At 48.4% G+C, this 23,624-nt stretch carries 24 protein-coding genes; 8 read left to right on the top strand and 16 right to left on the bottom strand.

From position 1 onward, the window contains the following. Positions 1-86: 86 nt before the first annotated feature. The 3 genes from ytpR to G9F75_RS05255 are packed head-to-tail and all read right to left on the bottom strand — an operon-like array spanning position 87 to position 1,855. The gene (ytpR, locus tag G9F75_RS05245; protein WP_022552814.1) at positions 87-692 is read right to left on the bottom strand and encodes a YtpR family tRNA-binding protein; all 606 of its coding nucleotides are present in this window, start codon (positions 690-692) and stop codon (positions 87-89) included. A 14-nt stretch (positions 693-706) separates the two neighbouring features. Beyond that, the gene (locus tag G9F75_RS05250; RefSeq protein WP_012118213.1) at positions 707-1,516 is read right to left on the bottom strand and encodes a DUF1444 domain-containing protein; all 810 of its coding nucleotides are present in this window, start codon (positions 1,514-1,516) and stop codon (positions 707-709) included. 15 nt (positions 1,517-1,531) lie between these two features. Next, the gene (locus G9F75_RS05255) at positions 1,532-1,855 is read right to left on the bottom strand and encodes a thioredoxin family protein (RefSeq protein ID WP_014418658.1); all 324 of its coding nucleotides are present in this window, start codon (positions 1,853-1,855) and stop codon (positions 1,532-1,534) included. A 197-nt stretch (positions 1,856-2,052) separates the two neighbouring features. On the opposite strand from G9F75_RS05255, the gene G9F75_RS05260 reads away from it, so the two are divergent. Continuing rightward, positions 2,053-2,499: a YtoQ family protein gene (locus tag G9F75_RS05260; RefSeq protein ID WP_109567134.1), complete on the top strand. Its 447-nt coding sequence runs from the start codon at positions 2,053-2,055 to the stop codon at positions 2,497-2,499. Between the two features lie 33 nt (positions 2,500-2,532). Here G9F75_RS05260 and G9F75_RS05265 read toward each other — a convergent pair whose 3' ends face one another. Further along, positions 2,533-3,606, bottom strand: coding sequence for a M42 family metallopeptidase (locus G9F75_RS05265; protein ID WP_014418662.1), 1,074 nt, complete (start codon positions 3,604-3,606; stop codon positions 2,533-2,535). Positions 3,607-3,764: 158 nt separating this feature from the next. Here G9F75_RS05265 and G9F75_RS05270 point away from each other — a divergent pair, with 158 nt between their 5' ends. After that, entirely contained in the window at positions 3,765-4,082 is a 318-nt protein-coding gene (locus tag G9F75_RS05270) for a PepSY domain-containing protein (RefSeq protein ID WP_003152366.1), read from the top strand. Between the two features lie 55 nt (positions 4,083-4,137). Here G9F75_RS05270 and G9F75_RS05275 read toward each other — a convergent pair whose 3' ends face one another. The 3 genes from G9F75_RS05275 to trmB form a co-directional block, all read right to left on the bottom strand. Next, the gene (locus G9F75_RS05275) at positions 4,138-5,835 is read right to left on the bottom strand and encodes an NAD-dependent malic enzyme (protein ID WP_007408782.1); all 1,698 of its coding nucleotides are present in this window, start codon (positions 5,833-5,835) and stop codon (positions 4,138-4,140) included. Positions 5,836-5,913: 78 nt separating this feature from the next. After that, positions 5,914-6,759 (bottom strand): YtnP family quorum-quenching lactonase, encoded by an 846-nt coding sequence (locus G9F75_RS05280; protein WP_167408951.1) that lies wholly within the window; start codon positions 6,757-6,759, stop codon positions 5,914-5,916. Between the two features lie 58 nt (positions 6,760-6,817). Continuing rightward, positions 6,818-7,471, bottom strand: coding sequence for a tRNA (guanosine(46)-N7)-methyltransferase TrmB (gene trmB, locus G9F75_RS05285; protein ID WP_003152359.1), 654 nt, complete (start codon positions 7,469-7,471; stop codon positions 6,818-6,820). A gap of 185 nt (positions 7,472-7,656) precedes the next feature. On the opposite strand from trmB, the gene G9F75_RS05290 reads away from it, so the two are divergent. Next, positions 7,657-7,935, top strand: coding sequence for a YtzH-like family protein (locus G9F75_RS05290; protein WP_003152357.1), 279 nt, complete (start codon positions 7,657-7,659; stop codon positions 7,933-7,935). On the opposite strand, the gene G9F75_RS05295 is transcribed toward G9F75_RS05290, so the two are convergent. The 4 genes from G9F75_RS05295 to thpR form a co-directional block, all read right to left on the bottom strand. Continuing rightward, a complete protein-coding gene (locus tag G9F75_RS05295; protein WP_003152355.1) occupies positions 7,936-8,733 on the bottom strand; it encodes a phosphotransferase family protein in 798 nt (265 codons plus the stop codon). A gap of 270 nt (positions 8,734-9,003) precedes the next feature. After that, the gene (locus G9F75_RS05300) at positions 9,004-9,933 is read right to left on the bottom strand and encodes a YegS/Rv2252/BmrU family lipid kinase (RefSeq protein ID WP_094296087.1); all 930 of its coding nucleotides are present in this window, start codon (positions 9,931-9,933) and stop codon (positions 9,004-9,006) included. Positions 9,934-9,985: 52 nt separating this feature from the next. Continuing rightward, positions 9,986-10,918 carry a hypothetical protein gene (locus G9F75_RS05305; protein WP_100261953.1) on the bottom strand — a complete coding sequence of 311 codons (933 nt, stop codon included), beginning with the start codon at positions 10,916-10,918 and terminating at the stop codon, positions 9,986-9,988. A 26-nt stretch (positions 10,919-10,944) separates the two neighbouring features. Continuing rightward, a complete protein-coding gene (thpR, locus tag G9F75_RS05310; protein WP_012118221.1) occupies positions 10,945-11,496 on the bottom strand; it encodes an RNA 2',3'-cyclic phosphodiesterase in 552 nt (183 codons plus the stop codon). 128 nt (positions 11,497-11,624) lie between these two features. Between thpR and cysK the strand changes: the two genes are divergently transcribed. Beyond that, positions 11,625-12,557 (top strand): cysteine synthase A, encoded by a 933-nt coding sequence (gene cysK / locus G9F75_RS05315; protein WP_007408789.1) that lies wholly within the window; start codon positions 11,625-11,627, stop codon positions 12,555-12,557. A 37-nt stretch (positions 12,558-12,594) separates the two neighbouring features. On the opposite strand, the gene pepV is transcribed toward cysK, so the two are convergent. Beyond that, entirely contained in the window at positions 12,595-13,986 is a 1,392-nt protein-coding gene (gene pepV, locus G9F75_RS05320) for a dipeptidase PepV (RefSeq protein WP_014418667.1), read from the bottom strand. 95 nt (positions 13,987-14,081) lie between these two features. Here pepV and G9F75_RS05325 point away from each other — a divergent pair, with 95 nt between their 5' ends. Continuing rightward, positions 14,082-15,386 (top strand): NCS2 family permease, encoded by a 1,305-nt coding sequence (locus G9F75_RS05325; protein WP_014418668.1) that lies wholly within the window; start codon positions 14,082-14,084, stop codon positions 15,384-15,386. A gap of 33 nt (positions 15,387-15,419) precedes the next feature. Here the strand turns inward: G9F75_RS05325 and G9F75_RS05330 are convergent, their stop codons facing one another. Together G9F75_RS05330 and G9F75_RS05335 are read right to left on the bottom strand one after the other, a co-directional pair. After that, on the bottom strand, positions 15,420-16,580 hold the full coding sequence (locus G9F75_RS05330) for an ABC transporter permease (protein WP_014418669.1): 1,161 nt from the start codon (positions 16,578-16,580) through the stop codon (positions 15,420-15,422). Continuing rightward, positions 16,577-17,281 (bottom strand): ABC transporter ATP-binding protein, encoded by a 705-nt coding sequence (locus tag G9F75_RS05335; RefSeq protein WP_014418670.1) that lies wholly within the window; start codon positions 17,279-17,281, stop codon positions 16,577-16,579. Before G9F75_RS05335 ends, G9F75_RS05330 begins: the two co-directional genes overlap by 4 nt. 280 nt (positions 17,282-17,561) lie before the next feature. Here G9F75_RS05335 and G9F75_RS05340 point away from each other — a divergent pair, with 280 nt between their 5' ends. Continuing rightward, on the top strand, positions 17,562-17,783 hold the full coding sequence (locus G9F75_RS05340; RefSeq protein WP_003152337.1) for a DeoR family transcriptional regulator: 222 nt from the start codon (positions 17,562-17,564) through the stop codon (positions 17,781-17,783). A 127-nt stretch (positions 17,784-17,910) separates the two neighbouring features. Here the strand turns inward: G9F75_RS05340 and G9F75_RS05345 are convergent, their stop codons facing one another. Together G9F75_RS05345 and G9F75_RS05350 are read right to left on the bottom strand one after the other, a co-directional pair. Further along, complete coding sequence (locus G9F75_RS05345; RefSeq protein WP_007408795.1) at positions 17,911-18,630, bottom strand: pseudouridine synthase; 720 nt, start codon at positions 18,628-18,630, stop codon at positions 17,911-17,913. 55 nt (positions 18,631-18,685) lie between these two features. Next, complete coding sequence (locus tag G9F75_RS05350; RefSeq protein WP_014418671.1) at positions 18,686-20,323, bottom strand: putative polysaccharide biosynthesis protein; 1,638 nt, start codon at positions 20,321-20,323, stop codon at positions 18,686-18,688. A 207-nt stretch (positions 20,324-20,530) separates the two neighbouring features. Between G9F75_RS05350 and G9F75_RS05355 the strand changes: the two genes are divergently transcribed. Together G9F75_RS05355 and opuD are read left to right on the top strand one after the other, a co-directional pair. After that, a complete protein-coding gene (locus G9F75_RS05355) occupies positions 20,531-21,796 on the top strand; it encodes a BaiN/RdsA family NAD(P)/FAD-dependent oxidoreductase (protein WP_100261959.1) in 1,266 nt (421 codons plus the stop codon). A gap of 179 nt (positions 21,797-21,975) precedes the next feature. Then, positions 21,976-23,511, top strand: coding sequence for a glycine betaine transporter OpuD (gene opuD / locus G9F75_RS05360; protein ID WP_014418673.1), 1,536 nt, complete (start codon positions 21,976-21,978; stop codon positions 23,509-23,511). Positions 23,512-23,624: the final 113 nt, after the last annotated feature.

A 23,624-nucleotide genomic window follows, 5' to 3' on the forward strand; every position in this document is an offset into this window, starting at 1 on the left:
AGCTTCTAACTAAAGAAAGCCGTTAAGCAGGCCTGCTTAACGGCTTTCTCTCACATCATTCGATTCTGTGCGCTTATTTATGGGAGTTAGAATTGAAATGCTTCGCCGGCCTCGCGGCTGTCTTCAAGAACAAGAATCCCTTTTTCCGCCGGCGCATCCGGCAAAGCGAGTTCTTTCGCGGAGCAGATCATGCCGCTTGACGGAACGCCTCTTAATTCAGCGTCTTTAATCACAAGTCCGCTCGGCATTACCGCGCCGACTTTAGCGACGACGACTTTTTGCCCTTTGTCCACGTTCGGCGCGCCGCAAACGATTTGAAGGGTTTCCTCTCCCACATTCACTTGGCAGATATTCAGTTTATCCGCATTCGGATGTTTTTCTTTCGATTCAACGTGACCGACAACAAATTTCGGAGAAAGGTCAACCGTCAGCGTTTCTGAAACGCCGTTTCTGTTCAGTATTTCATTCACATCCTGAACGAATGTCTCAGACAAAGCGACGGGGCCATTGTCCTCAATCTGTAAGTAAGAAGACACATTAAAAATGTTAAAGCCCGTCGTTTCTTTTGTTTCTTTGTTAAAAATTCTGATGACATCGCCTTCTCTTTCATAGGCGATTTCTTCGCGTGCCGCATCTTTAAGAGAGATCAGAAGCGTATCTCCCACACCTTCTTTATTGTAAAAAGCGTTCATAAGAAAAATCCTTTCTAATCCTTTTTCGGCCGGCTTTTCGCCATGATAAACACAGGTTCCAGTCTGCCTTCATTATACAGAAATGAAAGGGCCGTAATCGGCACCGTGCCGCTTGCAAAGAAGCTCATGGACATTTGCCCTAAAATATCATAACCCGATTCATTTCGAATGTCAGCAAGTATTAATACATCTTGATGCGGGACGGAAATCGCCAATTCGCCTTCAGCGGCCTGCTTGTATTCATGAAGAATCGAATCATTGAGAATCCGGCTGGCGTCATAGCCGTCATTCGCCCTGAAAAAATAAAAATAATTGTCCGCAACCGTATCCTGTTTCACAACCGAAGGAAGAGAGCGGAGATTGAATGACGCCGTCTCCCTGATCCGTTCTTTTGTCCAGTTTTCTTTCTCGAGCATACGGCTGTCAATTAAGCGGTACGTCTTACCGAGGTCAAGCGCGTAGTAGATTCTCGTTTCGGCCGTATGGTCATCATACACGAGCGGAATGCCGTCGCTCGTTTGATCGGGAAATGATGTGGAGCGGATGACCGGATAGATTCCGGCTTCTTTTCCGGACATCTCCTGTCCGCTGCCTTCCATCGCCTCCATTGCTTCTGACACATAGTATACGATTTCGTCGATCGCTTCTTCTTTTTTCGTCTCCCACTTCGCAATGATCGGCGGGAGCTCCAATGTGATGCCTTTTTTGGTCGTTTGATCCTCAACACGGAGGGTGTCTTTTTCTCTGTCAAAAAAGAAGGATCGGTTCTCGTGCTGCAGGCGCTGTTTTAATAAATCCGCCAGCTTCCTTGACGTCATTTTCAAAGCCCGTGGCCTCCTTTATGCTTTAGCAAGGGAATCGGTTAAAAATTGCTCAATTTCTTCTTTTGTTTTACGGTCTTTGCTGACGAAGCGGTTCACTTCTTTTCCTCCGTTAAACACAATAAAGCTCGGAATGCCGTAAATTTCCCATTCCGCGCATGTATCAATAAATTGATCGCGGTCTACGTAGTAATAAGTGAATTCAGGAAAGTCCGCTTCCAGCTCAGGGAGAAACGGCTCCACAAAGCGGCAGTCCGGGCACCAATCCGCTGAAAACATAAATACCGCCCAATCGTCTTGTACCGCTTTTTGCAATTCTTCCGTGCTTTCAATCTTTTTCATTGTCATTCCTCCATCTGGATTATGAGTTTTTTATATGCTGATGTTTGTCCAATTGGATCATACCAGACTGTTTACGGCAAGACCAACTATATGCAATATCATTATCATATTTCATTTGCATTATCAAGCAAGTTTCGTTTACCATTTTGCTTGTAGCCGTACGAAAATCTGAATATGTACATAAGGAGGGGCAAAAGATGCAGTTTGTCGTGTATTTAGCGGGTGAAATCCACAGTGATTGGCGGGATGAAATCAAACAAAAAGCAACAGCGCTGGACCTGCCGATTACGTTTGTCGGCCCGATGGAAAACCATGAACGCTCAGACAATATCGGAGAAGAGATTATGGGCGTGCAGCCCGATTCTGTTTTAAAAGACGCCAGAGCTTCCGATATCAACAATTTCCGTACAGAGGTGCTGATGGAAAAAGCCGATTTTGTGATCGCCCTGTTTGGCGAGAAATATAAACAGTGGAATACCGCGATGGATGCTTCTTATGCCATCGCAAAAGGAAAGCCGCTCATCCTCATCCGTCCGAAAGAACTTCATCATCCGCTGAAAGAGCTTTCCAGAAAAGCCAATATCACGGTCGAAACCGTCAATCAAGCGATGAAAGCACTCTCTTATTTATTTGAAACAGAATAAGCAGGCCGCCTTTATGCGGTCCTGCTTATTTTTTTACACATTTTCTCTGATCGTTTCGACCGTCTGTTTGTCACTCGCCATGACCAGCTTAATGAGCATTTCTTTCGCCGCGGCATAATCATCGACATGGATGATAGCGGCATTTGTATGAATGTATCTTGAACAAATGCCGATGACGGCAGACGGAACCCCGCTGTTTGATATGTGGACCCGTCCGGCATCCGTTCCCCCGCCTGAAGCGAAATATTGATAAGGGATATTGTGCGTTTCCGCCATATCAAGGACGAACTCTCTCATCCCGCGGTGCATGACCGTCGTTCTGTCGAGAATGCGGAGCAGCACCCCCTCGCCGAGACGGCCGAACAGCTCCTTATCGCCGCTCATATCATTTGCCGGGCTGGCATCAAGCGCGAAAAAGAGATCAGGCTGAATCATGTTGGCCGCTGTCTGCGCCCCTCTCAAGCCGACTTCCTCCTGAACGGTGGCCCCGGCGTACAGATTGTTCGGCAGGTCTTTTCCTTGCAGCTCTTTTAATAATTCAATGCTTAACCCGCAGCCGTAGCGGTTATCCCACGCTTTGGACAATATTTTCTTCTCGTTGGCCATCGGGGTGAACGGGCAGACCGGCACGACCTGCTGTCCCGGTCTGATCCCCATTTTGACCGCGTCCTCTCTGTCATCGGCACCGATATCAATCATCATATTTTTGATCTCCATCGGCTTTGCGCGCTGGGCATCTGTTAAAATGTGGGGCGGGATGCTTGAGATGACGCCGATAATCGGTCCGTTATCCGTCTGCACCTCGACGCGCTGGGCAAGCAGCACCTGGCTCCACCAGCCGCCTAGCGTCTGAAATCTCAGCATGCCGTTATCCGTAATCTGCGTTACCATAAACCCGACTTCATCCATATGGCCGGCTACCATAACGGTCGGCGCATCTTCAGCGCCGCGCCTTACTCCGAAAACACTTCCGAGCCTGTCCTGCACGATGTCATCCGCATATTTCGCAAGCTCCCGTTTCATAAAGGAGCGGACCTGATGTTCATTTCCCGGTGCGCCGGGAAGCTGCGTCAGCGTCCGGAAAAGCGTTTTCGTTTCCTCATTCATATTTTCCCCTCATTTCTATGTAATGCTTTTATTTTATTAGAAAAACAACCGTTTTCCAAGCGCTCAGATTGAATGGGCTGGAAAACCGCCGCTTTACTTAACACCGTCTGGCATCTTCTGTATAATAAAAACTACGACATAATTGGAGGTGCTTCATATTGAAATTACGTCATTTTCTCTTAGGTGCAGGAGTCGGATTATGCGCTGCCATCGCAGTGAAAAAGTATGCGATGAAACCTTATATCTCTTCAGAAAAAGCGCTCCGTATCGTGAAAGCGGCTTTTAAACAGCGCGGGCCGATAGACGGATCATGGATTTACACAGAGCCCGAGCCCTACCAGGTAAACGGAGAAACCATCCAGGTATACAAAACCGGCGTGACACGTTCGGCATTCGGCGAACTGGAGCAATATGAAGTTATGGTCAATGCAAAAACAGGCCAGATTGTCGATGTCATTGATTCTGTCGCCTCATAATTCGGACAAGCAAAAAATAAAGCCCAAAACCATCAGCGTTTTGGGCTTTATTCGGTTACATCGGCCGAATTCGTTTATATACGGGGTGCCACATCGCGTCCTGCACCGCTTGGATCAGATCCTCGGGTTCCGTTTCCGCTACACCGTCCTGAATGGCTGCTTTCGCTACGGCTACCGCCACGGTTGCCGATACCGTCCTGAGATCCTCCACTTTCGGAAGCATCGGCGCACCGGGCTTGCCGACGTCCACCATACCGGCGATGGCATTCGCGCAGGCAACGAACATATTGTCCGTAATGAGCCTTGCTTTCGTCACAATCGTGCCGAGTCCGAGTCCCGGGAATACGAGCGCGTTATTCGCCTGTCCGATATGGTAGGTAACGCCGTTATACGCAACAGGCGGAAATGGACTTCCCGTAGTGACAAGCGCGCGGCCTTCCGTCCATTTAATTAAATCTTCAGGTTTTGCTTCTGATAATGTCGTCGGGTTTGACATCGGCAAAATAGCGGGCCGTTTGACATGCGAGGCCATTTCTTTGACGATTTCTTCCGTAAATGCGCCTGATACGGTGGATGTGCCGATCAGAATCGTCGGCTTGGCTTGACGCACCGTCTCCGCCAGATCGATTGATCCGCCTTCACCGCTGCGGCCGTACTCTTTCACTTCATCAGCAGGGCGAGCGTACGGAACCTGAAAATCACGCAAGTCCTTCATATCATCCGTTAACAATCCGTTTCTGTCGATACACCAAAAATGGCTGTAGGATTCTTCTTCGCTTAATCCGTCATGCACCATGGCTTCGCGCAGCTGCTCAGCAATTCCGATACCGGCCGTTCCCGCGCCGAAGACGACGACTTTATGCTCTTTTAAAGGCACTTTTGATGCTTTCGCACACGCTAAAACAGCTGCAAGCGATACCGCGCCCGTTCCTTGAATGTCATCGTTAAACGTACAGACTTTATCTTTATACCGTTTTAATATGCCGCGGGCGTTAGCCGTACCGAAATCCTCCCAATGAAGCAGCGCATTCGGGAATGTTTCCCGGGCAAGCGAGACATACTCATCAATAAAGCGGTCATATTTCTCGCCGCGCACTCTTGAATGCTGGTTTCCGACGTAAAGCGGGTCATTTAAGAGGCTTTCCTGATTTGTCCCCGCGTCCAATACGACCGCAAGCACTCGTGACGGATCAATTCCGGCCGCCGCCGTATACACCGCGAGTTTTCCGACAGAAATGGCGATGCCGCCGACGCCCCAGTCACCGATTCCCAGAATGCCCTCCGCATCTGTGGCAACGATTAAGTCAATGTTTTCATTTTTTCCGAACTGCTGAAATGCGGCGCGCATTCCTTCAGGGTCATCTATTGACAAATACAGACCGCGGGGTTTTCTGTACTCATGGCTGTAACGCTGGATCGCAGTGCCGACGGTCGGCGTATATACGATCGGAAGCATTTCGCCTAAATGATCATTTAACAGCCTGTAAAATAACGTTTCATTCCGGTCATGGAGAGCGGTCAAGTAGACATTTTTGCTCAGCTCATCAGGCTGCGAACTGAATTGTTCGTAGGCCCGCCTCGCCTGCTCTTCGATTGTCAATACTTTCGGCGGCAGAAATCCCTCGAGCCCGAGTTCCTTTCTTTCCTCCTGTGTAAAGGCCACCCCTTTATTTAAAAAAGGCGTAGAAAGCACTTCTAATCCGCGCAGAGTTGTTTTGATTTCTCCATCTTTCGTCACTTGAAATTGATTCACCTGTCTCTTCCTTTCAAAGCAATTTGTCTTAGGTTTGCTTTTATTCCCGAAATTCATACAGGCAAATCATCGATCCGCTTATTTTTTCTCCCGTTTGACAGATGCAGCCACTTCGCCGTCTTCTCCCCATTTTACCGCTCTGTAAATCGCGTCGTGATAGAAAATCAGCCAGGCGTCTTTTTCTGCCGCGAACGTCTGCCATTTCTGCTTTTGCGGAATGGAAGTCATCGGATAATCATCATAGGCCAGCACCCATAACGGATTTTTATGCGCGTTCGTCGGCATCAGGTCGGCAAAATGCACAGCCGTCTCCCCTCCGTCTTCTAAGACGATAACGCTGTGGCCGTCGCTGTGGCCGCCGGTGTGGTGCATCGTAATGCCTTCTGTCAGCTGATACTCGTTCTCAAAGGTTTCGACCTGATCTTGTACCGCCTCCCAATTTTCTCTCCAATATGTATTTTTCGATCTGATATTAGGATTTCTCATTTCGCGCCACTCTGTCGCAGAAGTGATAATGCGGGCATTCGGGAAAACAGAGACAAGCTCCTCTCCGCTGTACTCCGTCAGACCGCATGCATGGTCAAAATGAAGATGGGTCATCGCGGCAATATGAATGTCCTCACAGGAAAGCCCGAGTTCACGAAGAGATTGTTTCAAATTGGATTCCTGTGTTACGCCGTAATTCCTTTTTTGTTTATCAGAGAATTTCCCTCTGCCGATACCCGCGTCAACCAATATATTCAGGCCGTTTTTTCTGATCAGAATCGGGTCTGTTCTTAATTCAATCTGGTTTTTGTCATTTACGGGGTATTTTCTCGACCATAAAGGCTTCGGGACAACGCCGAACATCGCTCCGCCGTCCATATGCGTTACACCGCCGTCCAGCCATGTTAATGAAATATTCCCAATATTCAATGTCTCCATCTTGATCCCTCCTGATGTAATGGTAGCAAATGGCGGCATAAAAAAACAGACTCCCGCATCAGAGTCTGTCTTTTGTTCTCCATTCAACTTCGGCCCGGTAAATCGGCTGGCCGAGCGCGGAGAATTTTTCTTCGTATTCTGTCATAATATTGCCCTTCGGATCGCTGTTGTGCAGATCAAGGCTGACTTCCGTCAGAAGCAGGCCGTATTCGGAAAAGCTTTTCAGAGAGTATTCGAATAACCCGCGGTTATCGGTTTTAAAATGAATCTCACCTGTTTCGCCCATCACTTCTTCGTATTTTTTCAAGAACGTTTTAAATGTTAAACGGCGCTTTTCGTGACGGTTTTTCGGCCACGGGTCAGAAAAGTTTAAATATACGCGCTTGATTTCTCCCCGTTCAAATACGTCATTCAGTGTTTCCGCGTCTATATTTAACAAACGGACATTGTGAGCCCCGCTGTCCTTTACTTTTTGGACGGCAGTGACGATGACGCTTTTAAACAGCTCAATCCCGATATAGTTGATATCCGGATTCTGCTTGGCCATTCCTGAAATGAACTGCCCTTTTCCCGTACCGACTTCAATATGGATCGGGTTGTCATTGCCAAAGACCGTGTTCCACCGCCCTTTATACTGGGCCGGATCACTGATGGCGATGTCAGCGTTTTCTGCCAGAAAATCATTCGCCCAAGGTTTATGGCGCATTCTCATATGATTGACACCTCTATCTATAATTTCGAGTAACAACATACCATGAAACATAAAGAGCCGCAAGCGCCTTTTAAAGGCGCCGGCTGCATAAAAAAAGAGGCTCCCCGGTCCGGAACACTCATGTGATGCATAAAACCGCACCGCTTTGCACAATGTATGACACAGAAAGGATGTGTATATGAATCATGGGCTTAACAAGCGAACATCAGGTCCGGTTATTAAAGGACATACTGGCCGACCATCAATTGGATTGCTGCGGCACGGTTGCCGAGTATGAACAGCTGGAGCGCGTCATCAAATCACTGATGGCCAACACCGGGCTTGATTCAAATATAAAAAACGTGCTCGAGGATGTCTACCGCTACAGCCAGTCCGGCATCACGGCCGATTCCATCGACACGCATATTCAGGAGCACCAAAACCATTTGTCCCAATGGGTGGAGCAGATGGATTCGTACTCCTGACTACTTGACAATCCGCTTCATCAGGGCATGAAGCTCTTCCATGGCATCATGATACGCTTTGTCGTTTCCTTTTGATTTGTGCCAGGCGATGAAGGTGATGGTCTCCGATAACATGTACCACGCCATCCGCAGCCGAAGCCCTTCCGTGAGCTTCATGCCGTACATCCCAAGCCAGCTGTCCCACGCTGGCTCTTCGACGTAATGATACAATAAAGGGCCGAGATCCATGGCCGGATCGGCTATCATGGCGCCGTCCCAATCTATTAAATACAGCTGGTTGTCTTCAGACAGAAGCCAGTTATTATGATTCACATCACAATGGCAAACGACTTTTTCACCGAATTGCACCTGATCCACATGAGCTTCCAAATAAGCAAGGCCTTCCTGAATAAGCGGCGAAAATTGCCGCACGGCAAAGACGGCCTGCTTCAGCTGCGACAAAAGGGCGCCCGGATCAAGCGGTTCTTTTCCCAATCTTTTCAGCATGTCGAGCAAAGCTTTTGATGTGTGGATTTTGCGGAGCAGCTCAGCCACCGGGCGTCCGCTCATATCCTTTGCCTTCAGCTCCCTGCCCGCCATCCAATGCTGAGCCGTAATGACGTCCCCGTTTTCCATCCGTTTCGTCCAAACCAGCTTCGGAACAATGCCTTCGGCGGATAACACGGCTAAAAAGGGCGAGCTATTACGTTTTAAAAAAAGCTGTTGGCCGTTATGTTTCGCATAATATGCATCTCCTGTAGCTCCTCCGGCGGGGAAGATCTCCCAATCGCTACCTAGTAATTGTCCCAACCAGTTCATATCAATGTTCAACCCATCATTTCTTAAAATATTTTAGAATAGGCCTCCAGCCTTTCTCTATTGGCGGAGCGGCCTGTCATAAACAATTTCATGAGAATAAAAAAGACAGCTATTGAGAGTCTCATATGCTAATCAATAGCCGTCCTATAAATTTTAGCGCTACAGCACAAACTTCGTCAAGCAAAACTAGCAAGAACACCTGTGAATTCTGAAGATTTATGCCGCGAACCGCTCTTTGCCGTGAAACATTTGACGGGTTTCATTTGTTTATTATGTTTTTATTTTCAACGGCGTACCGCCCGGCATAAGCCGAAACGGCGTCGTTCCGATCAGCTCGCCGTCAGAGTGAAACGGAATTTTCCCATCTGTTTCAAAAACGAATTCCTTCCCCTTTATCATCGTCACTCCGTCCATTTTGATATGCCGGCCGAAGCTCATCGCCCATAAAAAACGATACAGCGAGAAAAAGGACAGGTTTTCTGCGATGACAATATCAAAATGGTTTTGACGGGGATTTGCTGAAGGCGCCGCTTTCATGCCGCCTCCGTAATAAGGGTGATTAGCCGCAATGACAAACCAGACATTGCGGAATTCACGCCTCTGGCCGTCTGCCGTGCAAACAAATCTGAACGGCTGAAACCCCGAGGCCGTATGTAAATGCGCGAGCGGGTAAATCACAAATCCGAGACGCAAAAACCGAAGAACGCGCGAAAACGGAAAATTCGCGGCTGCTTTCAAAACTGAGGCATCGAAGCCGACAGACAGGTGGTTAATAAAATAAAGTGATTGCGCTTTGTCATGAAAAAAGTTGATGTTTCCCGCAAAAAATTTCCGTGTGAGCGGGCGGTGCAGACCTTTGATTTCTTGGAGGAGCGCCGACTTCTTAATACCGAGCCCTTTGGAAAAGTCATTGTACGAACCGGCAGGCACAAAGGTCAGCTCAATCTGATCCGTTCCTTTCAGTCCGTTAATGACTTCATGCATCGTCCCGTCACCGCCGATGACGAACAGCCGCTTAAGCTTATGATCCTGCATCATTGAAATCTGTCTCGCCAGCACCTCCGCATGTCCGGGATGCCCGGTCAAAAAAGAGCGGTGGCTGACCCCGCGCCTGGTCAGCTCTTTTTGAACTGATTTCCAGACACGCCGGCCCCGCCCGCCTCCTGAGACCGGATTAATAATAAAAAACCATTGACTCATCGTTTGTTTTCACCTGCTTCATAGATGAAGAGACAGCCGGCAAACGTCCGTTTTAATCAAGCCATTCCTGTCTCCGGCTTGAATCGCTCAAGCCGTAAGACAAAAGAGCCTTCGCCGCCTTCAGCTGGTGGTGCTTGATCGGCGCCGTATTTTTCTGCTGCTTTTCCAGCCACTCTGCGGCAGTCCGTTTATCAGCTATTTCCAGCCCGTACGGCGGCTCCGGGTAATCAATATAAGACGTTCTGCTGAGCAAAAGCTTCTGCACGGGAATGTCGGCCTGCTTTTCTTTTACGATTTGCGAAACGACCGAGCCCGTCCGGTGCAGGCTGAGAGACGGATTCAATACTTGGCGCGTGCTGCCGGAGCCTCTTTCTTCCCAAAAACGGTGTTTTGATCCGATATATACGCTGTCCTCTTCCGCTTCCATAAAAGCGGCGCAGGAAATCTCCAGCGGCGAGATGATGATCATACTCAGTTCGACGGACGCCTGCTGAATTTGCAGAACCGGATGATACATCACAAAATAGGAATCGGGCAGCTTTTGAGCCAGCATTTTTAACATCCTGTCCCTTTTGACCGCCTGCGAAAGCTCAGACTTTTGAGAAAGCGTGGAGCTCGCCCATTTTAATTGAAAGTCATACAGCTGATCTTTGAAAAAAGGCGCGAGCTCAGATTTTTGAGACGGAAGATTCCCGAACAGCGCCTCTTCTCCCTCCGGCTCATCAAACCATTGGTGCCTCTTTTCATTTATATCGGCCGTATTTTCTTCTTTTCTCTTTTTTAAAGAAAATTTTTTCCTGGCCGGCGCTTGATCGGTTTCCCCGCCTGCAGCCGTTTCCGTTTCTTTTTCTTCCGTCATCCGGTCAAACGCTTCAAGAAGCGCCTCCCAGCGTTCTTTCTTCAGCCGGATAAACTGGTTCATATAATGATATGGATCAAGTTCATATCTGGATATGCAGTCGTGAATTTTGATGATCTGTGCCATGTGATTTCTCCACTCCGAATATTTGTTTATGTCAATTGAAACTGTGCGATTTCTTCGTATTTAGGCGACCGGTCAAGATGGGTCTGAAACAGGGAAAACCGGCTGACGGCACTTTGCACCCTGCCGCTTTCAAACGGCACATCGTCAGGAAACGGCCGGTCTCCCGCCCACTTCCGCGCCATCGTCATATGAGGGTGATACGGCCGTTTTTCCACTTGAAAACCGGCTTTCAAAACAGCCTGTTTTGTTTTTTCCCGCAAATCAAAGAGCAGTTCATTCCGTTCGGGCTCAAGGTGAAGCACTCTCGGCTGTCTGCGGTCGCCGAAAATATCCAGATGCTGAAACTGTACGGTAAACGGCTGCGCTGCCGACGCCGCATCTGCGAGCAGAGACGATAATTTCGCAAGCCGTTCTTCATCCGCGGCTCCGAGAAAAATGAGTGTAATATGATAGTCATGCGGGTGCACCCATTTTTTGAATGATAACGCCGGCTCCTTTTTGGCTGCTTCCCAAATCGGTTCAGCAATGTCAGCCGGAATCGGAATGCCGATAAAATAATGCGGCAATGAAGCTTTCATACGAGGATCTCCCCCTCTTTGGTTATGGTGTTATTATAAAACGGATAAGCGGAGAGGAGAACCCTGTCCGCTCATTATGATAGGATATTATGTACTGAACGTTTTATACAGAAAGGAATGAGCCGGCCTTGAAAATCGTAAACAGCACGGCGGAGCTGATCGGCGGCACACCGATCGTAAAGCTCAATCGCCTTCAGCCAGAACATGCAGCGCAGGTCTATTTAAAATTAGAATCGTTTAACCCGAGCGGCAGTGTCAAAGACAGAGCGGCTTACAATATGATCATTGAAGCGGAAAACAGCGGGCATTTAAAACCCGGCTCTGTCATCATCGAACCGACAAGCGGCAACACAGGCATCGGCCTGGCGATGAACGCGGCGGCGCGCGGCTACAAGGCAATCCTCGTCATGCCTGACACGATGACGAAAGAACGCATCAACCTCCTGAAAGCGTACGGCGCGGAGGTTGTGTTAACACCGGGGGCGGAAAGAATGCCCGGCAGCATCAAAAAAGCGAAAGAACTCGCCGAACAGATTCCGGGAAGTTTTATCCCGATGCAATTCGATAACGGCGCTAATCCAGATGCCCACCGAAAAACGACCGCCATTGAAATCTATCAGGCCGTTCAGCAGCTCAACAGACCGCTCGGTGCTTTTGTGGCAACGGCAGGAACGGGCGGAACCATTACCGGAACCGGAGAAACGCTGAAGGAGCTTTTCCCGGATATGATTGTTCATGTCGCCGAGCCGGCGGGATCTCCCGTCCTGTCTGGCGGAAAACCCGGCGCCCATAAGCTTGTCGGGACAAGCCCCGGATTTATTCCCGGCATACTGAATCAGGACGTTTACGATGAAATCATGAAAATATCTGATGAAGATGCGTATACGACAACACGTCGTCTGGCCCGGGAAGAAGGTATACTCGTCGGCCCGTCTTCAGGCGCCGCCTGCTTCGCCGCCATTGAAACCGCAAAACGCCTCCCTTCCGAACAGATCGTCATTTGTATGACGGCCGATACGGGAGAACGTTATTTATCAACGGATTTATGGTCATTTGAATGATAAAAAGGGATGCCGCTTTCGGCGTCCCTTTTTATTATCACTTGGCAAGCTCATAAATGGCTTCGGCGTATAAAGCGGTTGACCGGAGAAGGTCATCGATTTCAATGTACTCATCCTTTTGATGCGCGCTGTCAGGCCGGCCGGGGAACAGCGGCCCGAACGCGACGCCCGCCGAAAGGGATCTCGCATACGTTCCTCCGCCGATTGAAATCAGATCCGCTTTCTTTCCCGTCTGTCCTTCGTAAACCTTTTGAAGCGTCTTTACGAGCGGATGATCGGCAGAAACGTGGTGCGGTTTGCTGTCTTTAAATTCTTCAAGCCTGAATTCTTCAGCAGACGTAAAAGCATCACGGATGACTTTGCTGTCTGAAGTGACGGGATAACGGATGTTGATGCCGAGTTCTCCTTCCTCACCCTTTCTGTATGTAAAGGTGCCGACATTCAATGTAAGCTCTCCGCTGATGTCATCCCTGCAATCAATTTTCAGTTTTTTGCCTCGTGTATCATTTGAAAAATAGTCACTGACGGTTTTGACAAAGTGCTTTCCGGCTCCATCCAGCTCCGTTCCGTTAAGGCATTCAGCAAGCTTTAAGCCGGCATTGACACCATTATCCGGTTCCATCGCATGGCATGATTTTCCGTATACCCGAAGCGTCAGTTTTCCATTTTCCGAAACTGCTTCACCTTGTGTTTTTGACTGCTCAAGCCATTTGCTGAAATATGCGTGCACGGCATCAAGACCGTTCCCTTCAATAACCGCTTCAGCCGCATCCGGCACCATGTTCAAGCGCAGTCCTGAACGGAAGGACAGAAGCCCGTTTTTTGCGTCTTTATCAGAAGCGCTTTTTGCAATGCGCAGTGACGCATCTATAATTCCTTTTTCCGCGTTAATGATCGGAAAATCCGCGTCAGGAGCAAAGCCGATGTCAGGCATTTTTTCGTGTTTGAAGTAGTGATCCACGCATCTCCAATCACTTTCTTCATCCGTTCCGATGATGATTCTCACGCGTTTGGATAAAGGAAGCTGCATGTCTTTGACGATTTTCAGCGCATAAAACGCCGCCATTGTCGGCCCTTTATCATCAATGGCGCCTCTGGCATATATCCGGCCGTCCCTGATATCGGCTGAAAACGGATCGCTCGTCCAGCCGTCTCCGGGCGGAACGACATCGACGTGGCACAGAACGCCGACGATTTCGTCACCCGTTCCCCATTCAATATGGCCCGCATAGCCGTCAAGATTCTTTACGGTGAAGCCTTCTTTTTCACCGAATTCCAGCAGTGACGTCAGGCTGGCATTGACGCCTTCTCCAAACGGCCGGCCGGGACCGGCTGTTGTTTCGTCCATTACGCTGTTGATCTGCAAAAACTTCTGCGTGTCACGGATCAGATCTTCTTTGTTTCTGATGACTTCAACTTCCCAGTTCATCACAAATCCCCTTTCTTGATAAAGACTTGCAAAATGTCGATAAAACGAATAATATAGATGATGTTTTGAAAAAATGTTCGTCATTGGAGGTACTTATGTTTCATCTCGACAAGCATCAAACGACAATAAAAAGAGAAATTACCGCGGGATTGACCACCTTTTTCACAATGGTATATATCATTGTCGTCAATCCGGTGATCCTTTCCAATGCGGGAATTCCGTTTGACCAGGTGTTCACCGCGACGATTATCGCTTCCATTGTCGGAACTTTATGGATGGCTCTCGCTGCGAATTTTCCGATCGCCATTGCCCCCGGCATGGGCTTAAACGCGTATCTCGCCTTTCACGTTGTCGGCACAGGCAGCGGCATTACGTATCAGACGGCTTTCAGCGCCGTTTTTATCGCGGGAGTCATCTTTATTATTTTATCGTTAACGCCTTTAAGAAAACAACTTATAGAAGCGATTCCGGACAATTTAAAATACGGAATTACGACCGGCATCGGCTTATTTATCGCTTTTATCGGCTTACGCCAATCCGGAATCATCACCGCTGATAAATCTAATCTGGTCGCACTCGGCGATCTTCATTCGCCCGCCGTCATTTTAACGCTTATCGGACTTATCATCAGTATTGTACTGATGGTGCTGAATGTAAACGGGGCTCTGTTCATCGGAATGGCGCTGACCGCTATCATTGCCTTTTTGACCGGACAGATCCATTTCGCGAAAGGATTCATGTCCTTCCCGCACCTGCCGGAGGGGCTTTTGATCACAAATCCGTTCGGTGCCCTCGGGGATGTCGTGCATCACGGTCTGTACGCCGTTGTGTTTTCTTTTCTTCTCGTTACGATTTTTGACACGACCGGCACCATGATCGGTGTCGCCGAACAAGCGGGATTGATCAAAAACAATCAGCTGCCGAATGCCAGAAGAGCGCTTTTGGCTGATTCGACCGCTACGACGGTGGGAAGCATCTTCGGCACCAGCCCGACGACCGCGTTCGTTGAATCTTCAGCAGGTGTGGCGGCCGGCGGAAGAACGGGTCTGACGGCGCTGACGATAGCCGTTATGTTTGCCGTTTCCATGTTTTTCAGCCCGCTTGTCAGCGTCTTATCGGAAGTGTCCGCGATTACGTCACCGGCTCTGATTATTGTCGGCAGCCTGATGATGGGCGCAGTCTCAAATATCCGCTGGAATGAGCTTGATGAAGCGTTCCCGGCCTTTCTCGTCATTTTGGCGATGCCTTTAACGTCCAGTATTTCAACCGGAATCGCACTCGGCTTCATTTCATATCCGCTTGTTAAAGCAGCTAAGAAAAAATGGCGCGAAATCCATCCTCTAGTCATCATCTTCGCCGTGCTGTTTTTTATTCAGCTTTTTATTTTGAACGGACATTAAGAAAAATCCCTTTCCTTTTTCGGAAAGGGATTTTCACATATAAAGAACGGAAAGAATCGCGGCAATGAGACACCAGGCGGAACAGATGATTTGAATGACGGTTAATGCGCTGTTTCGCGCCCTGAAATAGTCATCACTGTCTCTCTTGATACCGCTTAAAACCGGTTTATCCGTGATCCGGTCAAATAAAAGCGACGCGGCATAGCGGCTGACGATCGCAAATAAAATAAGGACTGCCGGCTTCACTAAGAGCGGAAGAACGAGAATAAGAGCCGTAAAAGCCGCGGTTAAAAGGTAAAGCTGCCGGAGATACCCGCCGTTTCGGATCAGCACTTTAAAGAACAATTCTTTCCACGCCGTATACGCCGACCGTTTTGTAAAGATGTGCTTTGAGCCGGGATATAAAAACGGCTTGCTCCGCCCTTTATTTTTACCATTCGGGAGCTGCACATCATGGCTGAGCATCAAAACAGAGGCCGCGAATGAAAGCTTGCGCCTGTTCTCTTCAAGCACTTCTTCCTCAAAGGCTGATAATGTCTCCGTCCCTTTCCAAGTCAAAAGAGCGGAACAGATGAACAATATACAGCCCGCCGGCCAAAGCCAATACCATTCGGCGGCAAAGACGATCATAAAAAACGCCCCCGCCATCAGAACCATCACTTTCAGCCAGCCCGCCGCCTGATTCCCGAATGTCCGCCTGCTGTTTTTTCTGTGCCGGTGCACCGCTAATATTGCAGTATGGAAGCCGAACAGACAGCAAAACATACCTGAATATGCCGGTAAGGTACAGTCACCGTATTGGCGCCATAAGGGAAATAACAATACGGCAAGCGCACCCCATTTGATAAGGGAAAGGAACATCGAATACAAAAGCGCATACCGTTTCAGCTTTTGCATCAGATGTTTTGCATGCACCAAAAATACGTGATCCGCTTCCAGCAAAAAGGTATGAATAAAACCCGTGCACAACAGCAGGGCACTGAATACATACAGCCAGCCCCACCCTAATACTCCTGCCGCTCCATTAAGAAGCCCCCTGCCGTTCAGCCAATCAGCATATTGATAAACGGCAAATGCGGCAGCGGGAAGAACGATATACAGCGCGACCGTCCAATCAATGACCGTCTGGAACACCTTCCATTGATAGCGCCAATAATGAAACAGCCTTTGAAAAAACAAAGCCCGCCCGGTCATCGCTGACTGCTCCGAACCGCTGAATAAAAGCAATCCAGCAGTGAACGGCTCCCCGTTTTTTCCTGAAGCTCCTCTAACGTGCCTTGAAGAAGCAGAGCGCCCTGATCCAGCAAATAAAACCGGTCGCAGATTTTTTCCGCCGTATCCAGAACATGAGTGCACATCAAAATCCCCGCGCCCCTTTCTTTCTCAGCAATCAGCATGTCGGTAAACAGCTTCGTTGAGATCGGATCAAGTCCGATAAAAGGCTCATCAATGATGTAAATATCCGGCTTCGCCAAAAATGCCTGTATGAGCATCAATTTTTGCTGCATCCCTTTTGAAAAGCCGGAAGGCAAATCATGTTTTACAGAAGTCAGCGAAAACTCTTCAAGCAGCCGCCCTGCCCGCTCACGGCATTCTTCCCCTTCTATACCCCGCAATGACCCGGTCAGCTCGAGGTGCTCCCAAAGCGTCAGTTCATCGTAAAAACTCGGACGCTCCGGTATGTAAGCATAAGATGAATCATTCCACTCAATACCGCCTTCTATATCCCGGGACAGCCCGAGAACCGCCTTTATCACTGTACTTTTCCCCGCGCCGTTCGCTCCGATTAAACCGGCAATTTCACCAGCGTTGACTGACAGAGATACATCAGAAATCACCTTCGGCCTGTCAGCATAACCGGCGCAGACAATGTTTGCATTCAATAATTCTCCCAAACTTCTCACTCCCCCGTTTTCATACGGACATGTATAAAAAAAGTTTCAGTTTCCATAATAATAAAAGCGGACCGGACATAGTAATGCACCAAGGCGGCACCCATTTGGAAAAAATTATCTGCGCTTATTCCTAGATTCATGTCGTCCATATCGTGTATAATGGAGGCAGTTAAAAGAGAAAAAACAGAATGTCATCCTTTGTTGCTTATTCGTACGAAGTTTTAGAGTCGAAAGTTGTGGTATATCAAGTCCATCCGATCTTATGATAGGGAGTGGTTTTTTGAAACCTTCAACAAATCGTATGCTGACTCGGATTAAATCAGTTTACATGTTCATCCAGGAAAAAGGCCTTGTGACAACACAGGAACTGGTTGATGAATTCGGCATTACACCTAGAACCATTCAGCGAGACTTAAATGTGTTAGCATACAATGATCTTGTTCATAGTCCTAGCCGAGGCAAGTGGGAGACAACACGAAAAAAAGTGAAAATTACATCTTAAGCGAACAATTACATAAGGCCCTTTTCGGCCTGACATGCTGCAAGGCAAAGCAGCGTCTTTGCCTTGTTTTTTGTTCCTCTATATAAAAAGCCCAAAACAAATCTGTTTTGGGCTTTTCTGATATCGATTACACTTCAGCGCCTCTCAGCGTTTCGAGCTCCTCTTCAGTCAGCTCGCGGAATTCTCCCGGTTTAAGATCCGGGTCAAGAGAAACAGCCCCCATCGAAAGCCGCTTCAAATAAGCCACTTCATTTCCGACAGCCTTTGCCATCAGCTTCACCTGATGATATTTGCCTTCTGTAATGGTCAAGTGAATCACCGTTTCATCCGGGCTTTCTGTAATGATTTCAACGGCTGCCGGCTTCGTCTTATAGCCTCCTTCAATGACGACGCCTCTTTCCAGATGAACGATGTCTTCCGGTGACAGGGGTGAAGTTAACCGGACCTCATATGTTTTAGGCACATGCTTTTTCGGAGAAAGCAGGCGATGAGCGAGCTGCCCGTCATTGGTCAAAAGCAAAAAGCCTTCCGTATCCTTATCAAGACGTCCCGCCGGAAACGGTTCAAATCGCTGTTCTTCAGGCGTCAGCAGATCAACCACCGTTTGCTGGCGGCTGTCTTCGGTAGCGGACAGCACTCCTTGCGGCTTATTCATCATGACATAAATAAATTCACGATAATCTGCCGGCTCTCCGTATACCGTGATGTCCTGTTTTTCCGGATCGACATGGGTTTTCACATCTTTCGCCGGCTCTCCGTCAATCATGACAGCCCCAGCCTTGACGATTTTTTTCACATCTTTTCTTGAGCCGAATCCGCTGTTGGCAAGCAGCTTATCAAGTCTCATCCTGATCCTCTCCTTTAAAAAGAAAAGCCCGCGATAAGCGGACTATTCATTATTCTTAATGGGCGGAATGCCTGCCTCTTCTCAAAACGCGGGGCAGACGGTTTCCAAACATTTTCTGTAAAAATCCGATTCGGTACGCGGCAAACATGTACACCGCACCGCCGACAGCGGCGCAGACAAAGACGACAATCGCCGCATGCACCTGGCCGCTTTGGTATGTTACAAAGAAGCTGAGCAGCCATTGAGTCAGCTTGACCGCGACTCCCATCAGGACGGACAGGACTGCGATTAAAATGACCCGTTTTATAAGTACCGTATACGAATAGCCCGCATGGCGCTTAATCATGATAAAACCGTACAGAAGAGAAGCGATATAACCGAGCGCCGTTGCCAAGATGGCCCCGTCCCCCTGAAACAGCTTGATCAGCGGCACGTTCAGCACCACTTTTATAATGACGCCGATGAAAAGGCTCACGACAGCAAATTTCTGTTTATTAATCCCTTGCAGGATCGCGGCGTTTACGGTAAACAGAGAAAACAGAATCGCGACAGGCGCGTACCAGAACAATATATCCTGTCCGATATCCGGGCGAAGACTTTCAGAGCCGTAGAAGAACGTATAGGCCGGACCCGATAACACGGACATCCCGACAACGGCGGGAATAACCAAAAACAGAATGATTTGCATCGTCTGGTTAATCTGCTGGTTCAAAAGCTTATAATTCCTGCTCGTAAACGATTCAGTAATCGTCGGAATCAGCGTCAGACCGAAAGCGGTCGCCAGAGAAACCGGGATCATAACAAGCTTCGGCACATAAAGGGTGACAATCGCAAGCATGTCCTGGCTGATATCCTTATGGCCCGCCGCAATCATCGCTTTATTAAACGTATTCGTATCGATATATGAATACAAAGGAATCGCCAGTCCGACAAATACGTAAGGAGCGGCATAACTGAAAAGCTCAATGAACATTTTTTTATAACTTAAGTTCGCAGACGGGACGAGATTCGGCTTCATCGCCAGGAGATCGCCCTTCCGCTTATTCCAGTAAATATAAAGGACGACAAGCCCTCCGAATGATCCGATCAGCGCCGCGAAAGTCGCGTATCCGACCGCGATGACAAGGCCGCCGTTGATCACTCTTAAAATCAAATACGTTGCGCCCAATAAAAAGATGATCCGGGCAAGCTGCTCCACAACCTGTGAAACGGCTGTCGGCCCCATCATCTGGTGACCTTGGAAAAAACCGCGCACAAGACTCATAATCGGCACGACCAAAAGTGCCAGACTGACCATCCGGATGACATAAACGACGTGGTCAATCGTAAGTCCGTTGTTACTCGTGCCGCCGAGAGATGTTTCCGCAAAAAACGGCGCCGAAATATAAAGAATTGAAAAAGCGATCATCCCGGTTACGAGCATAACCGACATTCCCGCTCTCAGCATCCGCCTGCTCGTCTCATAGTCTCCTTTGGAGTTATATTTCGAGACAAATTTTGAAACCGCGGCGGGAAATCCCATCGTGGCAATGTTTAAAAACAGTGTATATTGATTATATCCGTATTGAAACAAAGCTCCGCCCGTCGCTCCGACCATCGCTCCGAACGGGATCAGATAAATCATCCCTAAAATCCGCGATATATAGGTGCCGAGCGTCAGCACGAACGTGCCCCTTAACAATTTGCTTGACATGTTTCCTCATCACCATTTTCTACGAAGATTCAACTTTTCTATTTTAACACAACTGGGCAATTAGACGGTAATAATTACAGCGGGAAACTTTTTGGGAAAACCCTTTGAAAAACAAAATACGTTTAAGGATTCCCTTTCTTTCGCTATAATAGCAGAAAGCGGACATTTCCGCCTATTATACGTGAAAAAGAAAGTTGTTGATGAAATATGAAACATTATGACGTGATTGTGATCGGCGGCGGTCCGTCCGGTTTAATGGCTGCGATTGCGGCAGGCGAAGAAGGGGCGGACGTATTATTAATCGATAAAGGAAACAAGCTGGGACGGAAGCTGGCGATTTCCGGCGGCGGGCGCTGCAACGTGACCAACCGCCTCCCCGTTGAAGAAATCATCAAACACATCCCCGGCAACGGCCGCTTTTTATACAGCGCGTTTTCCGAATTTAATAATGAAGATATCATCGCCTTTTTTGAAAAACTCGGCATTCAGCTGAAAGAAGAAGACCACGGGCGCATGTTCCCGGTGACGGACAAAGCGCAAAGCGTTGTCGATGCGCTTTTGAACCGATTAAAACAACTGAATGTCACCATCCGCACAAATGAAAAAATCAAAGAAGTGCGGTACGAGAACGGCAGGACAGCAGGCATTACGACAAACAATGACGAACACATTAACGCAGACGCCGTCATTATCGCGGTCGGCGGAAAATCAGTCCCGCATACCGGCAGCACCGGAGACGGCTATGCATGGGCGGAAGCGGCTGGTCATACCGTGACCGAACTCTTTCCGACGGAAGTGCCGGTTACGTCGTCAGAACCGTTTATTAAACAAAAAACACTTCAGGGGCTGTCTCTTAGAAACGCGGCCGTCAGCGTCCTGAATAAAAAAGGAAAACCAATCGTCACACACGTGATGGACATGCTGTTTACCCATTTCGGCTTGTCAGGCCCCGCCATTCTCCGCTGCAGCCAGTTTGTCGTCAAAGAACTGAAAAAGCAGCCAGAGGTCAAACTCCGCATCGATCTGTTTCCCGGCCTCAACGAGGAAGAGTTATTTCAAAAGATGCACAAGGAACTGAAAGACGCACCGAAAAAAGCGCTCAAAAACGCGCTGAAGCCGTGGATGCAGGAACGGTACCTGCTTTTTCTTCTGGAACGGAACGGTCTTGATCCGCAGACAAGCTTTACGGAACTGCCGAAGGATCAATTCAGGGCTTTTGTCAAAGACTGCAAACAATTTACGGTTGCCGCTGACGGAACGCTTTCTTTGGACAAAGCGTTTGTCACAGGCGGAGGTGTTTCCGTAAAAGAGATTGAGCCGAAACAAATGGCGTCTAAAAAAATGGAAGGCTTATATTTTTGCGGAGAAATACTCGACATTCACGGCTATACCGGGGGCTACAATATCACTTCAGCCTTTGTCACGGGTCGTCTCGCCGGTTTGAATGCAGGACGTTTCTCACGCTCGCTCTAAATGGTTTAAAGCGCATTTACCTGAGCGTCCCCGTTGATAATTGACCAAAAACATGATAGAGTTTTCTGCGTTTTGTTTCACCTGATTGAGGGAATAGGAAGAAAGGAATGATCTGTAATCGTACGACCACACTAAAACAAAATGGCGTATTGAAAAAAATAGTCAGAGGGTGAGAACGTTTGAAGAAGAACATCTCCAGTGTTTTTTGGATTGTGATTGTCATCACAGCAGCTGCGGTTTTATGGGGGGCCATTTCTCCTGACAGCCTGCAGCAAGTCACTGATACGGCACAAAAATTTATTACGGATTCTTTCGGCTGGTATTATCTGCTGGTCGTTTCTATATTTGTCGGTTTCTGTCTCTTTCTCATTGTGAGTCCGATCGGCACAATAAAACTCGGAAAACCCGGGGAAAAACCGGAATTCGGCTTATTATCATGGTTTGCCATGCTTTTCAGCGCAGGCATGGGAATCGGTTTGGTATTTTACGGGGCTGCGGAACCGATCAGCCATTACGCCATCAGCTCTCCCTCAGGTGAAACAGAAACGCCCCAAGCATTTCGTGATGCGCTCCGGTACACATTTTTCCACTGGGGGCTGCACGCTTGGGCCATCTATGCGGTCGTCGCTTTATGTATCGCATATTTTCAATTCAGAAAAGACGCGCCCGGTTTGATCAGCAGCACACTGACACCGCTTTTGGGCGATAAAGTAAACGGGCCGATCGGCAAAGCGATTGACTGTATCGCGGTGTTTGCGACCGTTGTCGGTGTGGCGACAAGCTTAGGGCTCGGAGCGACTCAGATCAACGGCGGTCTGCATTATTTATTCGGCATTCCGAAAACATTTTCCATTCAGCTGATCCTGATCGCTGTCGTGACCGTGTTATTTTTGATTTCTGCGTGGAGCGGAATCGGCAAAGGGATTAAATACTTAAGCAATACCAACATGGCGCTCGCGGGTATTTTAATGATCTTTATGCTCATTGCAGGCCCGACGGTGCTGATTATGAACTCATTTACCGATTCTATCGGCCAATACATCCAAAATATCGTGCAGATGAGCTTTCGCTTGTCTCCGAATGATCCCCAAAAACGCGAATGGATTAACAGCTGGACCATTTTCTATTGGGCCTGGTGGATATCCTGGTCGCCGTTTGTCGGCATTTTTATCGCCCGTGTATCAAGGGGCCGGACGATCCGGGAATTTTTAATCGGGGTGTTGGTGACACCTTGTATATTGGCTTTCTTATGGTTTGCAATCTTCGGTGTATCCGCGATGGATCTTCAGCAGAAAGGCGTATTCAATGTCGCGGGAATGTCAACGGATACGATGCTGTTCGGCGCACTCAGCCACTATCCGCTGACAATGGTGACATCCGTATTAACGCTTGTTCTGATCGCTGTATTCTTTATTACATCAGCGGATTCAGCGACATTTGTGCTTGGAATGCAAACGTCTTACGGCTCATTAGACCCTTCAAACCGGGTGAAAATCATCTGGGGCATCATCCAGTCCGCCGTGGCAGCGGTATTATTATATTCCGGCGGTCTGGCCGCACTGCAAAACACGGCCATTCTCGCCGCGGTTCCGTTTTCAGTCGTGATCCTTCTGATGATCGTGTCTCTGTACAAGTCATTAGCGAGCGAGAGAAAAGGAATCAAACAAGCGGAGAAATACCAAAAACCAAGAAGTCCCCGCGTCAAAAAAGCATAATGCACAAAGAAGCCCGGCATTTCGGGACTGACCCCTGTTTTTGAGACAGGGATCAAAACACCTTCATACAGCCAATTGCCGATATTGTATCGGCGATTGGCTGTTTAGTTTCG

Source organism: Bacillus sp. EKM208B, from assembly GCF_011800725.1.
In the GTDB taxonomy this organism is placed as follows: domain Bacteria; phylum Bacillota; class Bacilli; order Bacillales; family Bacillaceae; genus Bacillus; species Bacillus velezensis.

Coding starts and splice junctions, on each gene's coding strand:
- ytpR (WP_022552814.1), bottom strand. CDS start 692: ATGAACGCTTTTTACAATAAAGAAGGTGTGGGAGATACGCTTCTGATC.
- G9F75_RS05255 (WP_014418658.1), bottom strand. CDS start 1,855: ATGAAAAAGATTGAAAGCACGGAAGAATTGCAAAAAGCGGTACAAGAC.
- G9F75_RS05260 (WP_109567134.1), top strand. CDS start 2,053: ATGCAGTTTGTCGTGTATTTAGCGGGTGAAATCCACAGTGATTGGCGG.
- G9F75_RS05265 (WP_014418662.1), bottom strand. CDS start 3,606: ATGAATGAGGAAACGAAAACGCTTTTCCGGACGCTGACGCAGCTTCCC.
- G9F75_RS05280 (WP_167408951.1), bottom strand. CDS start 6,759: ATGGAGACATTGAATATTGGGAATATTTCATTAACATGGCTGGACGGC.
- trmB (WP_003152359.1), bottom strand. CDS start 7,471: ATGAGAATGCGCCATAAACCTTGGGCGAATGATTTTCTGGCAGAAAAC.
- G9F75_RS05290 (WP_003152357.1), top strand. CDS start 7,657: ATGGGCTTAACAAGCGAACATCAGGTCCGGTTATTAAAGGACATACTG.
- G9F75_RS05295 (WP_003152355.1), bottom strand. CDS start 8,733: ATGAACTGGTTGGGACAATTACTAGGTAGCGATTGGGAGATCTTCCCC.
- G9F75_RS05300 (WP_094296087.1), bottom strand. CDS start 9,933: ATGAGTCAATGGTTTTTTATTATTAATCCGGTCTCAGGAGGCGGGCGG.
- G9F75_RS05305 (WP_100261953.1), bottom strand. CDS start 10,918: ATGGCACAGATCATCAAAATTCACGACTGCATATCCAGATATGAACTT.
- thpR (WP_012118221.1), bottom strand. CDS start 11,496: ATGAAAGCTTCATTGCCGCATTATTTTATCGGCATTCCGATTCCGGCT.
- pepV (WP_014418667.1), bottom strand. CDS start 13,986: ATGAACTGGGAAGTTGAAGTCATCAGAAACAAAGAAGATCTGATCCGT.
- G9F75_RS05325 (WP_014418668.1), top strand. CDS start 14,082: ATGTTTCATCTCGACAAGCATCAAACGACAATAAAAAGAGAAATTACC.
- G9F75_RS05330 (WP_014418669.1), bottom strand. CDS start 16,580: ATGACCGGGCGGGCTTTGTTTTTTCAAAGGCTGTTTCATTATTGGCGC.
- G9F75_RS05345 (WP_007408795.1), bottom strand. CDS start 18,630: ATGAGACTTGATAAGCTGCTTGCCAACAGCGGATTCGGCTCAAGAAAA.
- G9F75_RS05350 (WP_014418671.1), bottom strand. CDS start 20,323: ATGTCAAGCAAATTGTTAAGGGGCACGTTCGTGCTGACGCTCGGCACC.
- G9F75_RS05355 (WP_100261959.1), top strand. CDS start 20,531: ATGAAACATTATGACGTGATTGTGATCGGCGGCGGTCCGTCCGGTTTA.